This is a genomic window from Paenibacillus sp. RUD330 (assembly GCF_002243345.2).
In the GTDB taxonomy this organism is placed as follows: Bacteria; Bacillota; Bacilli; order Paenibacillales; family Paenibacillaceae; genus Paenibacillus_O.
On record NZ_CP022655.2, the window covers coordinates 3,381,327 to 3,398,233 of the forward strand.

Genomic DNA, 16,907 nt, shown 5'->3' on the forward strand with positions numbered 1-16,907 from the left:
TCAACAAAGGCATCTCAGCAGCGGATGCGTTCCTGCCATCCGCGTTCCCTGTAACGTGGGACTGCCGGCGGGGCTTAATCGGCCCGAAGCGATCGTTCGCTCCGGGCTGTTCGGCTCCGCTTCTCGGAGAGGATGTTCGGCTGAAGTTCGAACGCCGGCTTGCAGCAGGATGCCGGCTCTCTGGGGAACGTCCGTTCAGCGTACTCGTTCTCGTCGACGAAATTGACTGTTATCCATCATGTCGCGATAAGGACCTGCACGTCCATTATCGTCGCCAATATCTATTTCTATACTACATACAGCAGTCCCTGCGTGTCAACCGCCGCTCTAATAGTTCGAGCCTTCCAGAGACAGGCTGCTCGAGGCGTTCTCCAGCTTGTCCCAGCCGTCCTGGGCGAGCAGCTCGAGCTGCGCCTCGACCAGCGTCCGGAAGCGGGTCCGGTAGATCGAGGCCTGCTTCTTGAGCTCCTCCACTTCCAGCGACACCTTGCGGGATTTCATCATGGAGTCGTTGACGATGCGGTCGGCATTCTTCTCCGCTTCCTTGATGATCAGCTGCGCTTCCTTCTTGGCGTTGCCCCTCACCTCGTCCGCCGCCTCCTGGGCGACGATGATCGTCTTGCTCAGCGTCTCCTCGATATTGGCGAAGTGGTTGAGCTTCTCCTGCAGGTTCAGGATCTGATTCTGAAGATCCTTGTTCTCGCGGATGAGCGCCTCGTAGTCCTTGATGACCTGGTCCAGGAATTCATTGACCTCATCCTCGTCGTAGCCGCGAAGTCTTCTTCCGAATTCCTTGTTATGTATGTCCAATGGCGTCAGCGGCATTGGGGCACCTCCTGTTGGTTTGTTCTCGTCGTAAGCCGATCGTTGGTGATATCCCAATTCGACAGTTCCGGGCAAATTCCTGCAAATTTCTGATCCAAGCCAAAAATATCCGTCCTCCCTATATCGGTCGGGAGGGCGGCATTTTTTGCTGTCAATATAAGGATGGCTCCATGCAGCGCATGGAGCCGGGCCGTCCAGGCTCCCGAGGAGCCGGATTCAGATGAATTTGCCTGCCTTGACGCGTATCCGGCCTTTCTTGGTCATCCCGTCGACCTCCAGCAGCTTGAACCTGCCGAGTCCCTTGATGGACACGACATCCCCTTCGCGCAGCTGCTTCGAGGGATCCTCCTCGCCCTTCCAGTTGACCCGGCAGCGTCCCGCCCGGATCGGCTCGACGATCTTCGCGCGGCTGATCCGGTAGACGTCGCTGCAGATGCCGTCCAGCCGCATGGACGCGACGGTGAAGCTCATCTCTTCCATGCGGCTGACGACCGGGCGCAGCTCCGTCAGCGGCTTGACCGACGTCAGCACGCTGAGCTTGTGGACCTGGCGGAAATGCACGTTCAGGAAGTCGGCGATCTCGTCCGCGACTAGCAGCTGGGCTCCATCCGGACCGACATGGATGTCTCCGATGCGGTCGCGCTTGATTCCAAGCCCCAGCACGGCTCCCAGATAATCGCCGTGATCCAGCTCCAGATGGCCGCCGGATACAGCCGACACTTCAAGCACGGATATGCCCGTATCCTCGCCCTCCAAATAACGATAAGAGGGAGCAATCAGCGCCCGCCTGCGCTCCGCTCCCTCGTATCCTCCATCCAATCGAACGCCGACATCAGGCTCCCGATTTCCGAGCGACATCAGGATCGATGCCTGCCGGGGATCGAGGAAATCCGTCCGCTTCAGCTCGTGAAGCTGGGCCGAGCGTCCGATCCACTCCAGGGCGCGGTCGACGAACGGCCGCTCCTCCGGATGAAAATGCTCATAAAGGCCGTCTGCCATAGGGCTGCCTTAAGAGAAGAAGAAGCCCAGCACGCCGATGATGCCTTGCGCGACAAAGCGCAGAGCGATCAGGGCGACGATCGGACTGATGTCCAGCATGCCGCCGATCGGCGGGATGAAGCGGCGGAAGATGCTGAGATAAGGCTCGACGATCCTGCCGAGGAACTGGCCGATGAAGCTCTCGCGGGCGTTGGGCAGCCACGAGAGCAGGATGTATCCGAAAATCATAAAGTAGTAAATCGATTCCAGGGTGTGGACGATCTCTTTGACTTGCTCCAAGCCAAGGTCACCTCATTTTTCTGTAGTCTTCGTCAGCAAGCATTTCGGTTATGGTGCCCTGAACATCGACAGAATCCGGCGTGCAGAGAAAAATATTCGGGCCGAGCTTGGAAATGCTTCCGTTCAGCGCGTATACGGTGCCGCTGAGGAAGTCGACGATCCGCACGGCCAGATCCGTCCGGACGCGCTGCAGGTTCACGATGACGGAACGCCGGTTGCGCAGATGGTCGGCAATCTCCTGCGCCTCGTCATAGGAACGGGGTTCGTTCAGCACGACGCGCATGTTCTTCTGCGAATGGATGCTGACGATATTGCTGCCTTTGGTTGGTTTACGCATTTCGGATGCCGAGGTTTCAACTTCGTGATCCTCATGCTGTTGGACGGGCTCGCGCTCGATGATCTCTTCTTCATCCTGCAAGCCGAAATAGTTCATGAACCGGTTAAGCACCTTCATACCAGCTCCTCCTCTTTGCCTACGAGAATGGTTCCAAGCCGCACCCATGTCGCGCCTTCCTCGACCGCCGCCTCGAAGTCGCCCGACATTCCCATCGAGAGCTCCGTCAGCGGCTCCTGAAACCAGCTCTCGCGGTTGGCCAGCTCCATCAGCTCCCGCAGGCTCCGGAAGACCGGACGCGCAGCTTCGGAATCCTCGTCATGGGGCGCCATCGTCATGAGGCCGACCGGCTTGACGCCGGGGTAGGCCGCGAGACCCGAGGCGAGATCCCGGAGCTGCTCCGGGGCGATGCCGTGCTTGGATTGTTCCGCGGATACGTTGACTTGAATGAAGCATGGGACCACGATGCCGAGGCTCCTGGCCTTCTTGTCGATCGCATCCGCCAGGGAAAGCCTGTCCAGCGAATGGATGTATGTAAACTTGCCTATGACGTCCTTCACCTTGTTCGTCTGCAGTGAACCGATAAAATGCCAGACGGGGGCCTCCCCCGCTCCGCAGGAGCCTTCCGGAAACGCCTCCCACTTGTCCTTGGCGTCCTGCCAGCGGTTCTCGCCCAGATGGACGCAGCCGCTGTCCAGCGCTTCCCTGGTCCTGTCGAGGGACACATACTTCGTCACCGCGATGACGTTCACTTCCTCCGGGCTGCGTCCGCTCCGGGCGCAAGCCTCCGCGATCCTTCTATCCACTTCCGCCTTCCGCTCCGTCAGCGACAAAAGCGTCACCTGCTTTCCATGCCGATCCAGCTTGCCATCCGCCCCGTGCTGCCGCCTTCCATCCGATGGGAGAAGAACAAATCCTTGCGGCAGCCGGTGCACCACTGCGTAACTTCGATATTCGACGGCATAATTCCTGCTTTTATCATAATCTGTCGGTTGAGCTCTTTCAAGTTCAGCCTGCCGTGGCCCGGCGTTTCCCCGTGGATGACCGGCCCGGCGGAAGCGATTCCCGCCTCGGCGAGCTCGCCGAGCAGCGGGCGGACGCGCCCCAGGACGGCCTCGTCGACCTCGTAGCAGCAGGCTCCGATCGACGGCCCGACAGCCCCGCGGATGTCGGCAGGCTTGCTGCCGTACCGGCTGCCCATGACTTCTACGGTCGCGCGGGCGATCTCCCCTACGGTTCCCTTCCAGCCCGCATGGGCAAGCGCCACCGCTCCCTTGGAGGGATCCCAGAAGTACAGGGGCACGCAGTCGGCGTAAAAGGAGACGAGCAGAACGCCCGGCTCATCCGTCGTCAGCGCGTCCGTATTCGGGACGGCCGTCGCGCGGGAGTCCCGTCCGCGCCCGGCATCGCCGCGAGTAAGCGCCTGGACGCCGCAGCCATGCACCTGCTCCCCGCAGGTGAACGACGCATAGGGCCAGCCGAGCGCGTCGGCCAGCCGCATCCGGTTCGTCCGGACAGACGCGTCGTCGTCCCCGACATGCAGTCCCATATTCAGGGATGCCCAGGGCTCGCCGCTGACGCCGCCCTGCCGTCCGGTGAAGCCGGCCGTGACGCTGCCGCCCCCGATCCATGATTCCAATAAAAAAAGCGAAGCTTCCTTCGCCGGGTTCCCGCTGTCGCGCTGAACGAATGCTTCCACTTGCCATCACCTCCAGCCTAGTGTACCATGGCCGGCGCGGAGCGGGGAAGGCGGGGCGGAATCGCCTCGGCCTCTCCTACAGCTTCTCCTGGATGTCGTCATCCTCGAGATACGCCTTGGCCCCGCCGGCGTTCTCCATCCGGACGAGCACGACGTCGGCTCCGATCTTGACGATGTTGCGCCACGGAATGATGAGATCCGCCCCGTTGCCGAACATGCCGAAGAAGCGGGTGAAATTGGGCACGACGATGGAATCGATGCGTCCCTGCCTCAGATCGATTTCCATGTCGCTGATTTGGCCGAGCTTTTTGCCGTCCACGATATTGATGACGTCCTTGGTTTGGAATTCGGATATTTTCATGAGCATGCGCCGCACTTCCCGTCATGGAGGTCTAGTGCTCCCAGTATATGACGGAGACGGGCGGATCAGCCCAAGCCCGCATCAAAAAGGCGCCCGAAGGCGCCCTGGAACCGATCGGCATGGAGCCGGGCATCATGGCTGCCTCAGCTCTGGACATGCTTTTGAAGCTGCTGGATGGCCGACTTCTCGAGCCGGGACACCTGCGCCTGCGAGATGCCGATCTCGTCGGCGACCTCCATCTGCGTCTTGCCGTCGAAGAAGCGCATCGACAGGATCATCTTCTCGCGCTGGTTCAGCTTGTGCATCGCTTCGCGCAGGGCGATCTCCTCGATCCAGCTGATGTCCTTGTTGCGGTCGTCGCTGATCTGGTCCATCACGTAGATCGGGTCGCCGCCGTCATGGTAGATCGGCTCGAACAGGGAAACCGGATCCTGGATGGCGTCGAGGGCGAAAACGACATCCTCCTTCGGCACGCCGAGCGCCTCGGAGATCTCGAAGATCGTCGGCTCGCGGGAATTCTGGTTCGTGAGGCTGTCGCGGACCTGCAGCGCCTTGTAGGCGATGTCCCGCAGCGACCGCGACACCCGGATCGGGTTGTTGTCCCGCAGATAGCGGCGGATCTCGCCGATGATCATGGGGACGGCATATGTGGAAAATTTGACGTTTTGACTGAGGTCAAAATTATCGATGGCCTTCATGAGTCCGATGCAGCCGACCTGGAACAGGTCGTCCACGAATTCTCCCCGGTTGTTGAACCGCTGGATGACGCTGAGGACGAGCCTCAGGTTCCCGTTCACGAGCTTCTCTCTGGCGGACCACTCGTTCTGGGTCTGGAGAGCGGTGAACAGCTCCCTCATTTCGACGTTCGTAAGCACGGGGAGTTTGGAAGTATCCACTCCGCAGATCTCGACTTTATTTCGGGTCAATTGTGACTACCTCCCAAGGAGAAACATTAATAAGCATTATCTCCTTGGGCTTCATTTTTATTCCTGTTCCGACAGCGTCCGACAGAGCCGGCGGAAGCCTGGAAACGCATCCAAGCGACTGGCGGCGAGGAATTGCTGAGCTGTCTTCGACGAAAAAAAAAAGCCTCGGCGCTCGGCCTCGGCAAATGAGGAAAACGGGATTCATTCCCCGTAGTAGTTGAACTGGAAATACTGGTAATCGACGCTCTGCGCCTCGCTGTCCGTCCGCTCTACGGCGCCGCGGTATATGACCTTGCGCGTCTTCTCCTCGTAGACCATGACGGTGGGAATTCGATCCAGGATCAGATTGTCGTAAACCAATCCCTTCTCGAGCCGGATGCTGCGCAATCCCGAACTGCCGCTTCGAAGAAGCTGCAACGGCTCTGCCAACGGCTCTCCCGTCCGGGTGTCGAGGACATGAATGAGCGGCTCGGCGTTCCGCTCGTTGAAGGCGTAGAGCTTTCCATCGTGCAGCCTCGGGGCAAGCCCTTGCTTGATCCGGTCCATTCCCGCCTCGGGCAGGTCCCAGGTATCGCCGCTGGCGTAATCGTAACCGATGATGCGCCATCCTTTCAGAACCGGATCCTGTTCGGACACATCGGCATCCGGTCCCTTGCGCTTGACCGTCTTCACATTGAGCATCACGGAAGGAGAGGGCTCCAGCTCCCGCACTTCGGCGATCAGCTCGACCGTAGTCTCCGTATAGGGGTCGGGATCCGGTACTGTCCGGTACATTTCCTCCGCCTGCAGCAGCTTCCCGCTCTCCTTGTCGACGATATAATCCGTAAAAGTCCAGATCGCCGGGCCATTGTCCGGGCTGTCACGCTGCCCGCGCACCAGCAGGTGGATGCGGTTTTCTATCTGCTGGATATCCACTACGGTCTCATCCCTGTAAAGGGGGCTGTCCGCCTTCGCCGCGCCCGTCTGAACAGGCACGGTGAATTCCTTGCTGCCGGAACCGGCGGCAAGATCCAGAATTCGAACCTTCACGGACGACAGGCTGTCGTCCATATCGGCACCGATGACGGAATTCCCGTCCCGGTAGAACGAATCATCCTGCCGATGCCCGCGCATGAAGGAGCGATGGGCGACAATCAGCTGGTTCCGCTCGGAAGAGTACCGGTCCGGCTTGATCAGATCCTCGAAGGGGGCGGATAAAAAACGGCTTCCCGTCCTTTCCCTTCGTCCGTCCGCCGACAATCGGGAACCGAGTCCTTCCAAGACGAAGCCTTTCATGACCTCCGCGTTTCCTTCCAGCGTAACGAGCTTGTATGGGGGCGTGCCGTCGGCGCCGGCTGCTCCCGCATAAGCGGCCAGGACAGCGGCGCTTAGGACAGCAAGCCCGATGCTGTATCCGTATCTTCTTCTCATAGTTCCTCCTTATGCCGTGACTTTGGTGCGGAGCAGCCAACTGCCGAGCCACAGCGACAGCGCCGCATTGAGCGCCATGAGAGCAATCGCAGCCGCCAGCAGCTCGGAAGGATACAGGAAGGCCATCCCCCTATCCGCCTGGCCCCACATCCATCCGACCAGCATCAAGGTTCCGGCCGTGTAGGCCAATCCGGCAAGCAGCCCTTTGAACCGGTAGCTTCTCTCCAGAAGAATGGTCGTGAACAGCAGGAGCACGAACACCGATCCGAATCCGTAGACCAGCAGAAATTCTTGCAGGCGCACCGGTATGAAGACGACAAGATCCATGCCTCGAATCGTATCGACGAGAGTTCGCGGAACGCGCAGCTCGTCAGGCATGCGCAGCCGGTACATCGTCATCTGAACGGCTACGATGCCTATCTGCAGAGCGAACAGGCTGAACACGAACGTCATCAGCGCGGTGAATTTGGACACATACAGAAGGAATCTTGAATGCGGCAGCATCAGCAGCCGATAGATAAAAGCCGACCTGCCGAACCAATCCCTATACCAGATGAGAACGATATACAATCCGATCCCGCCGATGCAGATCACGATGGGGAATGTCATCCAATTCTCTCTATGAGACCAAATCTCGCCCAGCGGAATACCGTGGTATTTCTCCGAATATTGGGCCAGAGACAATCCTTCTCGGGTCATCTGCTCGCGGATGGCTTGAAGCCGATCGCTCATCGCCAGCTGCATTCCGATCAGCTGGATGGCCGACGTCATGGCCATCAGCCCGAGAAGCGCGAAGCGGAAGCGGTAAATCTCCAGATGCACCAGCTTCAAATACGTTTTCAAGTCCGATATACCTCCCTCATGACGTCGATGATCGACTTGCCGTGATCGCTGCGCATCTCCTCGCAGTCGAAGTCGCGGATGACATGACCTTGATCCAGCATCACCGCCCGATCGACGAGATGCTCGATGTCGCCGATCTCATGGGTTGTGATGAGCACTCCGCGATCCTCGACCAGCTGGCTCGTGAATACCTCGGCGATCATCTCGCGGCTGAACAGGTCGATGCCGGAGAACGGCTCGTCCATCAGCACGTAGTCGACGTCCTGCGCCATGCCGAGCACGAGGTTGAACTTGGCCGCTGTCCCCTTGGACAGCCGGCCGATCCGATCTCCGCGCTCGAGGCGGAAGAAGCTCATCAGATCCTCGGCCTTTTCGGCATTCCAACGGGGATAAAAGTCCGACATGAGCTGCAAGCCGTCCCGCAGCTTCATGGAGCCCGGCAGCGTGAGCCGATCCGGGACAAAAGCAATCGTATGGTAGATCTCCGGAGAGAGAGGCCTGCCGCCGATGCGGATGCTTCCGCCATCTACCGGCGTAAGTCCCATGATCGCCTTCAGAATCGTTGATTTTCCGGCGCCGTTCAGACCGATGAGGCTGGTGATTCGACCTTTCTCCGCCTTGAACGAAATCCCGTTCAAAACATTTTTGCGGCGGTACCTCTTGCGGATGTCGCTTACCTCGATCATCGCTGGCCTCCTCCTGCTCCATCATCCTTGTTGTCGGCGGCAGCGGATGACCCTCCATACTTCTCCCGGACCAGCTCCACCAATTCGTCCACGGGCGCTTCCAGCCTGCGGACCGACTCCACGAACGCCTCCACAGCCTCGCCGAGCAGCTCGGAGCGGATCTTCCTCAGCACGTCGGCGTCCGTCGTAATACGGCTCGGCGAATTTCCTTCAGTCACAATCAAGTTCTGATCCTCCATTTCCTTGTACGCTTTCTGGGCCGTATTCGGGTTGATCTTCATGCGGGAGGCGAGCTCCCTGCGCGAAGGAACGGTCTGGCCGCCGCGCAGCCGCCCGGTCGCGATCATTTCCTTGAATTGCTTGACTACCTGCAAATAAACCGGATCCCTGCTGTTGAATGCCGCTGCCGGCCACTCCTCTTCGCCTGCCATCTCGCACCTCGGTTCGTGTGTGTACTATATGGTTCATACACTCGATATGTGTATTATGCACACCATACACCAATGTTGTCAATGCCTCCCTAAAAAAACAAGCTGTCTATGATCCGCCCGGGGCGGATCATAGACAGCTTGTTGGGTTCTCGTTCCAGCGGAATCAAGGCATCGAGCCTAGGCCATCCCCGCATGTTCATTCATCCAGGCCGGGTTCACGCAGGATGCCTCAGGATGCCATCATGCCTTTCTTACCTCTTGCCTTCATGGCTTCATGGCTTCATGGCTTCATGCCTTCATGCCGATGCCGGATGCCTGCTGCAATCCCGCCTGCCGCCGCGCTTTCCAGGCATGTTCGGCCCGATCAGCCCTTGTAGGGCTGAACCGGGCGAATCGGACTGCCCGCCAAATACGCCTCGATGTCCTCCACCGCATCCTCGAAGTAGAGCCGGTAGTTGCTCTCGGTCACGTAGCCGATATGCGGCGTCGCCAGCACATTCGGCAGCGTCCGGTAAGGATGGTCCTCCGGCAGCGGCTCGACGTCGAAGACATCCAGCCCCGCGCCTGCGATCCTCTCCTCCTTCAAGGCTGAGATCAGCGCCTCCTGGTCGACGATGCCCGCCCGGGACGTATTGACCAGGAAGGCGGTCGGCTTCATGAGCGCCAGCTCCTCCGCGCCCAGCAAGCTGCGGGTCCGGCCGCTCAGGACGAGATGCACGGACACATAATCGCTTTCCTCCAGCAACGCTTCCTTGGAAGCCGCCAGACGGACTCCTGCCTGGGCCGCCCGCTCCTCGGTGAGGTTCTGGCTCCACGCCAGCATATTCATCCCGAATGCCCGTCCGATCTCGGCTACGCGGGTTCCGATCTTGCCTAGACCGAGCAGGCCGAGAGTGCGTCCGTTCAGGTCGCTGCCGACGGTGCTCTGCCAAGGTCCGCCGCTGCGGAAGGCGTCGCTCTCGGCGCGGACATGCCGCGCCAGGCCGAGCAGCAGCGCCCAGGTCAGCTCGATCGGCGCCTCCGAGCTGCCGCGCGTGCCGCTGACCGTGATGCCGAGCCTTCCGGCCGCTTCAAGGTCCACGGAAGCGTTGCGCATGCCCGTCGTCACGAGCAGCTTCAGCTTCGGCAGCCGCGCCAGCAGCGATTCCCGGAACGGCGTCCGCTCCCTCATGACGACGACGATTTCCTCGTCCTTCAGCATCTCCGCCAGCTCATCCTCGCTGTCATGATGCTCCGTCAGCACCGACAGCTCGATCCTGCCGTCCAGGCGGCTCCAATCCCCATAGTTCAAAGCCGCTTCCTGATAGTCGTCGAGAATCGTGCAGTTCGCTTTCATGGCTCGTCGCCTCCTTGTCCTTTTTTCATTGTAGGAAACGAACGGACGGTAAGCAATGATTTTCCATCCGGCCAAAGCCTCTCCCAGCCGGATGCGCGGCCTCGAAGGCGTCGGTGCGGCCTTTCCTGAAGCCGTCGCCAGCCAGCCGCAAGCGACACAAAAACAAGCAGCCTCGCGGCTGCCTGTCGGTCTCATGCATAGACGGAGCGCACAGTCGCGTCCATCGGCTTGCTAGAAGTAAGGCCTGCCTTCCAAGGAGTGAGCCTGCGCACCACCGTAGCTTGTCGGATGAGATCCCCTGCGGCGGGCGCCCGGTCCCGCTCCCCCTTAGGCTTGGCTCGCTTGGGCCACATGCAGGCGGCTGTAGATGCCTCCTGCAGCGATCAGCTCCTGATGCTTGCCCTGCTCCGCGATGCCGTCCTTGCTCACGACGACGATGCGGTCGGCATTGCGGACCGTGCTCAGCCGGTGCGCGATGACCAGCGTCGTGCGTCCGACGGACAGCTCCGCGAGCGCCGCCTGGATGGCCGCCTCCGTCTCGGTGTCGAGAGCCGAAGTCGCCTCGTCCAGGATGAGGATCGGCGGATTTTTGAGGAACATGCGCGCGATGGACATGCGCTGCTTCTGTCCGCCGGACAGCTTCACGCCGCGCTCGCCGATGACGGTATCCATCCCTTCCGGCATGCTGCGGATCAGTTCGTCCAGCGATGCGCGGCGCGCCGCCTCCCAGATGTCCTCTTCGCTCGCCTGCAGGTTGCCGTAGGCGATATTCTCGCGGATCGTGCCGGAGAACAGGAAGACGTCCTGCTGCACGATGCCGATCTGGCGGCGCAGCGAATCCAGCTTCACGTCCCGGATGTCCTTGCCGTCCACCATGATCGAGCCTCCCTCCACCTCGTAGAAACGCGGCAGCAGGCTGCAGATCGTCGTCTTGCCGGCTCCGGAAGGACCGACAAAGGCGACCGTCTCTCCCGGCTTGATGCTGAGGCTGATATCGTTCAGAATCGGCCGATCCGGCTCGTAGCCGAAGGAGACATGGCTGAATTCGATGCCGCCGCTGACGTTCTTCAGCTCGGCGGCGCCGGGCTTATCCTGGATGTCGGGATCGGTGTCCATGATCTCGCAATACCGCTTGAAGCCGGCGATTCCCTTCGGATAGCTCTCGATGACGGCGTTGATCTTCTCGATCGGCTTGAAGAAAACATTCGACAGCAGGATGAACGCCATGAAGTCGCCGAGGTTGATCCGGCCTTCGATCATGAACCACGCTCCCGCGATCATGACGAAGATCGTGATCAGGCGCATGAGCATGTACGTGATGCTGATGCTCTTGGACATCGTCTTGTAGGCCATCAGCTTCGTCGCGCGGAAGTTCTGGTTGTCGACGGCGAACAGCTTGTTCTCATGCTCCTCGTTGGCAAAGGACTGCACGACGCGGATGCCGCCGACATTGTCCTCGATGCGGGCGTTGAAGCTGCCGACATTGCCGAACAGCCGGCCATAGGTCGAGCCCATCCGGCGGCCGAAGAAGATGACGAGCCAGGCCATGATCGGCACGATGACAAACGTGAGCAGCGCCAGCTCCAGATTGATGTAGGCCATCAGGGCAAACGAGCCCAGCAGCGTCATGATGGCGATGAATACATCCTCCGGCCCGTGATGCGCGACCTCGCCGACCTCGGTGAGGTCGTTGGTCATTCTCCCGATGAGATGGCCGGTCTTGTTGTTGTCGAAGAAGCGGAAGCTCAGCTTCTGCACATGCGCGAACAGCTTGCGCCGCATCTCCGTCTCGATGTTGATGCCGAGCATATGCCCCCAGTAGTTGACGACATAGTTCAGCACCGTATTCAGCGCATAGATCGCCAGCAGGCCGACGCAAGCCCAGACGATCAGCTGCCAGTCTCCGCCCGGCAGCAGCTTGTTGATGAACTGCTGGACCGCGACCGGAAATGCAAGCTCCAGCAGGCCGGCGACGACGGCGCAGGTGAAGTCGAGGATGAAGAGGCCCAGGAACGGGCGGTAATGAGAGAAAAATCGGCGGAGCATGTCTTCACTCTTTTCCGGTTGGTTTTGATACAAAATTCTGTATAAACTCTATACTAATTGATAGTCATTCTCAGGGTCAAACCCTTTTTTGGCTTTATTCAAACCTTCCCTCCCCCTCGCCGGCGCCGCAACATGTCCGAAGGCCTGCTCCCATGCTAAAATGAAAGCGTAAAGGAGAGCGTTCATTCATGTATGATGTCACGATCATCGGCGCCGGAGTCGCCGGCATCTTCGCCGCCCACGCCCTTATGGAAGCCGCGCCCGGACTCAGGGTGCTGGTGGCGGACAAAGGAAAGCCGCCGAGGGAACGAAGCTGCCCGCTGGAGCGGGGAGGCAGCTGCCAGTGCGACGGCTGCGAGGCTTACATCGGATTCGGCGGGCTGGGCCGGTCCGAAGGAAAATACAATTTCACGACCGACTTCGGGGGCGAGCTGGAAGCGCTGCTCGGCGAACGGCTGGCGATGGAACGGATGGACGAGGTCGACCGCATCCTGTGCCTGTACGGGGCCGGCGAAGCCGTTCCTTACCGGACGCATAGCAGCAGCCTTGCCGCCAGGGCGGAAGCCGGCGGCTTGAAGCTGCTCGGCTCCACCGTCCGCCATTTGGGCACCCGCTTGTCGCGGCAGGTGCTGGACGGATTCTATGAAGCCCTGTCGGCATGGGCGGACTTCAGCTTCCAGACCGAGGTCGTCTCGCTGGACAGGGAATCGGGAGGCTTCAGCCTTCTCCTTTCGGATGGAAGGACCTTGTCATCCAAAAAGGTGTTTCTCGCCACGGGACGCAGCGGCGCCGGCTGGCTCGAGCAAATGCTTCCGACGCTCGGCCTGGAGGCGGAGCAGACGCGGCTGGATCTCGGCATCCGGCTGGAAATGGCGGGAGGACAGCTGGATTCCATCCTCCAGGAAACGTTCGAGACCAAGCTGCGTTATGACGGGGACGGCTTCTCGGCGACCACCTATTGCATGAATCCAAGCGGCCGCATCATCCGCAAGCATCAGGAGGGCCTCGTCATGGCCGACGGCCAGAACTTCAAGGAGCAAGGAAGCAAAAGCTCGAACCTCAATTTCACCCTGTTCGTTCCGCGCCTGTTCCCCACGCTGCAGGATGCCGATGCATGCGCCCGCCAAGTGCTGGGCAAGGTCAACCGGGGCGGGGATCGCCTGGCCGTCCAAAGGCTGGACGATCTCCGCAGCGGGCGTTCCACCAGCCTGGAAGGCATCCGCTCCAACCGGATCAGGCCGTCGATCGAGGCGGATCCGGGAAATCTGGCCGAGGAGCTGCCGGAGCTGTATGTGCGGGCCGCCATGGAATTTCTGGCCGCGCTGGAACGGCTGCTCGGCGAACGTCTTGACGGCGATACGCTACTCTACGCGCTCGACGGCAAATTCTATGCTCCCAGGCTGGCGGTCGACTGCCGCTTCCAGACGGAGGCCGAAGGGCTGTATGCGATCGGAGACTGCTCCGGCTCGACCCATTCCCTCTCCCAGGCGGCGGCCAGCGGCATCCATGCCGCACGCAGCGCGCTCGGCCTTTCCTGAAGCGCCTGCTCCATCTTTCCCGTCCTGCCGCTCAGCCAAAAGCCGGCCTCTCCCATGGAGAGGCCGGCTTTTGTTCGCTCCAGTCCGCTGCCTGCACATCAGACCATTTTGTTGAATTCCTTGCGCAGCCGCTTGATGATCCGCTTCTCGAGGCGGGAAATATAGGACTGCGAGATTCCGAGCTGGTCGGCGACATCCTTCTGCGTCTTCTCTTCCCCGTCGGCAAGCCCGAAGCGCAGCTCCATGATGATGCGCTCCCGCTCCGTGAGCTTGTCGAGCGCCTTGTGCAGCAGCTTGCGGTCGACCTGCTCCTCGATGTTGCGGTAGATCGTGTCGTTCTCGGTGCCGAGCACATCCGAGAGCAGCAGCTCGTTGCCGTCCCAGTCGATGTTCAGCGGCTCGTCGAACGATACCTCCGTCCTCGTCTTGCTGTTGCGGCGCAGGAACATCAGAATCTCATTTTCGATGCAGCGCGAAGCGTACGTAGCCAGCTTGATCTTCTTTTCGGGATCGAACGTATTGACGGCCTTGATGAGGCCGATGGCTCCGATCGACACCAGATCCTCGATGTGGATGCCGGTATTCTCGAACTTGCGGGCGATGTAGACGACAAGCCGCAGGTTGCGCTCGATGAGCATGGCGCGGATCGCGCTGTCCCCGGACGGAAGCCTCTCCAGCAGGTACTCCTCCTCTTCGCGCGTAAGCGGGGGAGGAAGCGCTTCACTGCCGCCGATATAATAGATTTCCTGGCTTTTCAGCCCGAGCAAAAACAGCAGGCGGTAATAGAACAACTGCATATTCAGCCGGAATTTAACCATTGTAGTCCCCATCTCCTCTTTTGTTGGTCAGCCGGCCCGATGCTCCACCAGCGAAGGGTGGATGATTGCGCGGTAAGAGCCGTCAGCTGCCAGCTTGCCTCCATCCAGTCCGATGAGCACTTTGCTCGATTCGCTCCGCTGCCCTTCTCTTACGATGACGACCGTATCCGGCTTGACGGCGAGCATGAACTGCGTCCCTTTGTTGATTCCGCGGTAGGGGACGAGCCGCAGGCGGTCCTGCCAAGGAAACTCCTCTTGTCCAAGCCCCGCGATCAGCCGGTCCACCTGGGAATCCCGGATTCCCTGCATCCAGCCGGGAGGGATCTCGTCCTCCCACAGAGAGGCTTCCATCACCATGACCGGCGTCCGGGAGAGCGGGTCGTAGAGCTGGTTGCCCGTATCGACGAGGCCGGTGCAGCGATGCTCCTTGCCGCCGATGACGACGCAAACCTCAGCCAGATAAGTCAGCACCAGTTCCTTCTGCCTTCGTCCGCTCACGACGCTGCGGAACACGTACAAGCCGATGCATAGGAAGCTGAACGCGTACACGCCGCCCATCTGCACTTCGAATGCTACTCCATGCCGCAGAAGCGTCATCGTCCTCCATACTTTTCCGGATCCTTGCATAAGAAAATAGTAGATGCCGAGAACGGCGCCAGCCGCTACGAAATTGACCGCGTAAAACGTTCCCACATGACGGGCAAAGCTGCGGGTATCGGCATAACCGAAGGCGACCGCGATTATAATCAGCGATATAGCCGCCTTGACGATGACGGTAAACAGCATGGAGAGCGGCGGGAACAGCATCAAGGTCACATAGATCCCGCCGATGGCGGCAGCGGTCAATACCCGCCATGGCTTGGCCTTGACTCCGCGCACCCAGGCAGTGAGCAGCAGCATGGAGCCGTCCACCATCAGCTCCTTGAGAAACAGCACATCGACGTATACGGCCAGCTGAAGCCACCCTCCTGTCCACCCTTCGGCACCGTCCGGCTCTGCCGGCAGAGCAGGCCGGGGAACGATAGAAACAAGTATAGTGCAGCGCCAAGCACAATGTCTGTCTAAACCTGGCGCGCCGCCGCAACTAATTTTGTCGGAAGCTGAGAGGCGCGGCGGAGCTGATTCTTCCCTTTTCGACCTCGGCAAAATGAAGCTCAACAAGGCTAAGACGAGGACGCCTGCGGGATTTCAGGCATAGAAAAAGACCGCATCTTCCGTCGGAAGATGCGGTCTCGATAAGAGTGCGGATCAGCGGTCGCCGCGCGGGCGGTTGTTGCGCAGGAAAGCGGGAATCTCCAGCTGGTCGCTCGGCGTATTGGTGAACGGCTTGGCGCTCGGCTGAGGAGCGCGCTGCTCTTGAGGCTCTGGAGCGGCGCCATGGCTTTGGGTCTGCGGGCGGCGGGCCGGCTGAACAGGCGCCGCCTTGTGCTCGAAGCCTGTCGCGATGACGGTGACCTTGATCTCGTCCTTGAAATCCTCGTCGATGATCGCGCCGAAGATCATGTTGACCTCCGGATCGGAAGCCTCGATGACGATCTCGGCCGCTTCGTTCACCTCGTACAGCGACAGGTTCATGCCGCCGGTGATGTTCATGATGACGCCTCGGGCGCCGTCGATCGACGTCTCGAGCAGCGGGCTCTGGATCGCCTTGCGGGCCGCCTCTGCCGCGCGGTTCTCGCCGGTCGCGATGCCGATGCCCATGAGGGCGGAGCCGCGCTCGGTCATGATCGTCTTCACGTCCGCGAAGTCGAGGTTGATGAGGCCCGGGACGGCGATCAGGTCGGAGATGCCTTGAACGGCCTGTCGAAGCACATTGTCGGCTTCGCGGAACGCCTCGAGCATCGGCGTTTTCTTGTCGACGATCTCAAGCAGGCGGTCGTTCGGGATGATGATCAGCGTATCGACCTTTTCCTTCAGCGCCTCGATGCCGTTCTCCGCCTGGTTCGAGCGCTTGCGGCCCTCGAAGGTGAACGGACGGGTCACGACGCCGACCGTCAGCGCACCGCATTCGCGGGCGATTTCGGCGATGACGGGAGCGGCGCCGGTACCGGTGCCGCCGCCCATGCCGGCGGTCACGAACACCATGTCCGCGCCCTTGAGCGTGGCGGCGACGAGATCGCGGGATTCCTCGGCCGCTTTTTTGCCGACCTCGGGATTCGCGCCGGCTCCGAGGCCGCGCGTAAGCTTGTCGCCGATCTGGAGCTTATGCTCCGCTTTGGCGAGATGGAGCGCCTGGGCATCGGTGTTCACCGTAATGAACTCCACGCCCTTCACTCCGTTGTCGATCATCCGGTTCACCGCATTGCTGCCGCCGCCCCCGACACCGATGACTTTAATTTGTGCCAGCTGTTCCAAGTCAATATCGAACTCCAACAT

Annotated in this window: 18 protein-coding genes; 1 reads left to right on the top strand and 17 read right to left on the bottom strand. The window is 60.4% G+C overall.

The features are described 5' to 3' along the window. Nucleotides 1–327 precede the first annotated feature (327 nt). From CIC07_RS15380 to CIC07_RS15445, 14 genes are all read right to left on the bottom strand, one after another. Nucleotides 328–825 (bottom strand): DivIVA domain-containing protein, encoded by a 498-nt coding sequence (locus tag CIC07_RS15380; protein WP_048748558.1) that lies wholly within the window; start codon nt 823–825, stop codon nt 328–330. Nucleotides 826–1,041: 216 nt separating this feature from the next. Then, nucleotides 1,042–1,824, bottom strand: a complete 783-nt coding sequence (locus CIC07_RS15385) for a YlmH family RNA-binding protein (protein WP_076354903.1) — start codon at nt 1,822–1,824, stop codon at nt 1,042–1,044. A 9-nt stretch (nt 1,825–1,833) separates the two neighbouring features. Continuing rightward, nucleotides 1,834–2,052, bottom strand: a complete 219-nt coding sequence (locus CIC07_RS15390) for a YggT family protein (RefSeq protein ID WP_234992934.1) — start codon at nt 2,050–2,052, stop codon at nt 1,834–1,836. Between the two features lie 58 nt (nt 2,053–2,110). Next, complete coding sequence (locus tag CIC07_RS15395) at nt 2,111–2,557, bottom strand: cell division protein SepF (RefSeq protein ID WP_076354899.1); 447 nt, start codon at nt 2,555–2,557, stop codon at nt 2,111–2,113. Next, complete coding sequence (locus CIC07_RS15400; RefSeq protein WP_076354897.1) at nt 2,554–3,270, bottom strand: YggS family pyridoxal phosphate-dependent enzyme; 717 nt, start codon at nt 3,268–3,270, stop codon at nt 2,554–2,556. The genes CIC07_RS15395 and CIC07_RS15400 overlap by 4 nt, the downstream gene beginning before the upstream one ends. Nucleotides 3,271–3,275: 5 nt before the next feature. Continuing rightward, the gene (gene pgeF, locus CIC07_RS15405) at nt 3,276–4,136 is read right to left on the bottom strand and encodes a peptidoglycan editing factor PgeF (protein ID WP_076354895.1); all 861 of its coding nucleotides are present in this window, start codon (nt 4,134–4,136) and stop codon (nt 3,276–3,278) included. 76 nt (nt 4,137–4,212) lie between these two features. Next, nucleotides 4,213–4,497 (bottom strand): YlmC/YmxH family sporulation protein, encoded by a 285-nt coding sequence (locus tag CIC07_RS15410; RefSeq protein WP_076356888.1) that lies wholly within the window; start codon nt 4,495–4,497, stop codon nt 4,213–4,215. A 143-nt stretch (nt 4,498–4,640) separates the two neighbouring features. Next, complete coding sequence (sigG, locus tag CIC07_RS15415) at nt 4,641–5,423, bottom strand: RNA polymerase sporulation sigma factor SigG (protein ID WP_076354893.1); 783 nt, start codon at nt 5,421–5,423, stop codon at nt 4,641–4,643. A 201-nt stretch (nt 5,424–5,624) separates the two neighbouring features. Then, nucleotides 5,625–6,833, bottom strand: a complete 1,209-nt coding sequence (locus CIC07_RS15420; RefSeq protein WP_076354891.1) for a hypothetical protein — start codon at nt 6,831–6,833, stop codon at nt 5,625–5,627. A gap of 9 nt (nt 6,834–6,842) precedes the next feature. Then, nucleotides 6,843–7,676 (bottom strand): hypothetical protein, encoded by an 834-nt coding sequence (locus tag CIC07_RS15425; RefSeq protein WP_076354889.1) that lies wholly within the window; start codon nt 7,674–7,676, stop codon nt 6,843–6,845. Beyond that, a complete protein-coding gene (locus CIC07_RS15430) occupies nt 7,673–8,362 on the bottom strand; it encodes an ABC transporter ATP-binding protein (RefSeq protein WP_076354887.1) in 690 nt (229 codons plus the stop codon). The genes CIC07_RS15425 and CIC07_RS15430 overlap by 4 nt, the downstream gene beginning before the upstream one ends. After that, nucleotides 8,359–8,793 carry a GntR family transcriptional regulator gene (locus CIC07_RS15435; RefSeq protein WP_076354885.1) on the bottom strand — a complete coding sequence of 145 codons (435 nt, stop codon included), beginning with the start codon at nt 8,791–8,793 and terminating at the stop codon, nt 8,359–8,361. Before CIC07_RS15435 ends, CIC07_RS15430 begins: the two co-directional genes overlap by 4 nt. A 364-nt stretch (nt 8,794–9,157) precedes the next feature. Further along, a complete protein-coding gene (locus tag CIC07_RS15440) occupies nt 9,158–10,129 on the bottom strand; it encodes a D-2-hydroxyacid dehydrogenase family protein (RefSeq protein ID WP_076354883.1) in 972 nt (323 codons plus the stop codon). 327 nt (nt 10,130–10,456) lie between these two features. Beyond that, nucleotides 10,457–12,175 (bottom strand): ABC transporter ATP-binding protein, encoded by a 1,719-nt coding sequence (locus CIC07_RS15445; RefSeq protein ID WP_076354881.1) that lies wholly within the window; start codon nt 12,173–12,175, stop codon nt 10,457–10,459. Nucleotides 12,176–12,363: 188 nt separating this feature from the next. On the opposite strand from CIC07_RS15445, the gene CIC07_RS15450 reads away from it, so the two are divergent. After that, a complete protein-coding gene (locus tag CIC07_RS15450; RefSeq protein ID WP_076354879.1) occupies nt 12,364–13,713 on the top strand; it encodes an NAD(P)/FAD-dependent oxidoreductase in 1,350 nt (449 codons plus the stop codon). A gap of 98 nt (nt 13,714–13,811) precedes the next feature. Here CIC07_RS15450 and sigE read toward each other — a convergent pair whose 3' ends face one another. From sigE to ftsZ, 3 genes are all read right to left on the bottom strand, one after another. Further along, complete coding sequence (gene sigE, locus CIC07_RS15455) at nt 13,812–14,531, bottom strand: RNA polymerase sporulation sigma factor SigE (protein WP_076354877.1); 720 nt, start codon at nt 14,529–14,531, stop codon at nt 13,812–13,814. Between the two features lie 27 nt (nt 14,532–14,558). Further along, nucleotides 14,559–15,467 (bottom strand): sigma-E processing peptidase SpoIIGA, encoded by a 909-nt coding sequence (gene spoIIGA / locus CIC07_RS15460; RefSeq protein ID WP_234992889.1) that lies wholly within the window; start codon nt 15,465–15,467, stop codon nt 14,559–14,561. Nucleotides 15,468–15,779: 312 nt separating this feature from the next. Continuing rightward, entirely contained in the window at nt 15,780–16,907 is a 1,128-nt protein-coding gene (gene ftsZ, locus CIC07_RS15465; RefSeq protein WP_076354875.1) for a cell division protein FtsZ, read from the bottom strand.

Coding starts and splice junctions, on each gene's coding strand:
- CIC07_RS15380 (WP_048748558.1), bottom strand. CDS start 825: ATGCCGCTGACGCCATTGGACATACATAACAAGGAATTCGGAAGAAGA.
- CIC07_RS15385 (WP_076354903.1), bottom strand. CDS start 1,824: ATGGCAGACGGCCTTTATGAGCATTTTCATCCGGAGGAGCGGCCGTTC.
- CIC07_RS15390 (WP_234992934.1), bottom strand. CDS start 2,052: ATGATTTTCGGATACATCCTGCTCTCGTGGCTGCCCAACGCCCGCGAG.
- CIC07_RS15395 (WP_076354899.1), bottom strand. CDS start 2,557: ATGAAGGTGCTTAACCGGTTCATGAACTATTTCGGCTTGCAGGATGAA.
- CIC07_RS15410 (WP_076356888.1), bottom strand. CDS start 4,497: ATGAAAATATCCGAATTCCAAACCAAGGACGTCATCAATATCGTGGAC.
- CIC07_RS15420 (WP_076354891.1), bottom strand. CDS start 6,833: ATGAGAAGAAGATACGGATACAGCATCGGGCTTGCTGTCCTAAGCGCC.
- CIC07_RS15430 (WP_076354887.1), bottom strand. CDS start 8,362: ATGATCGAGGTAAGCGACATCCGCAAGAGGTACCGCCGCAAAAATGTT.
- CIC07_RS15435 (WP_076354885.1), bottom strand. CDS start 8,793: ATGGCAGGCGAAGAGGAGTGGCCGGCAGCGGCATTCAACAGCAGGGAT.
- CIC07_RS15440 (WP_076354883.1), bottom strand. CDS start 10,129: ATGAAAGCGAACTGCACGATTCTCGACGACTATCAGGAAGCGGCTTTG.
- CIC07_RS15445 (WP_076354881.1), bottom strand. CDS start 12,175: ATGCTCCGCCGATTTTTCTCTCATTACCGCCCGTTCCTGGGCCTCTTC.
- CIC07_RS15450 (WP_076354879.1), top strand. CDS start 12,364: ATGTATGATGTCACGATCATCGGCGCCGGAGTCGCCGGCATCTTCGCC.
- sigE (WP_076354877.1), bottom strand. CDS start 14,531: ATGGTTAAATTCCGGCTGAATATGCAGTTGTTCTATTACCGCCTGCTG.
- ftsZ (WP_076354875.1), bottom strand. CDS start 16,907: ATGTTGGAGTTCGATATTGACTTGGAACAGCTGGCACAAATTAAAGTC.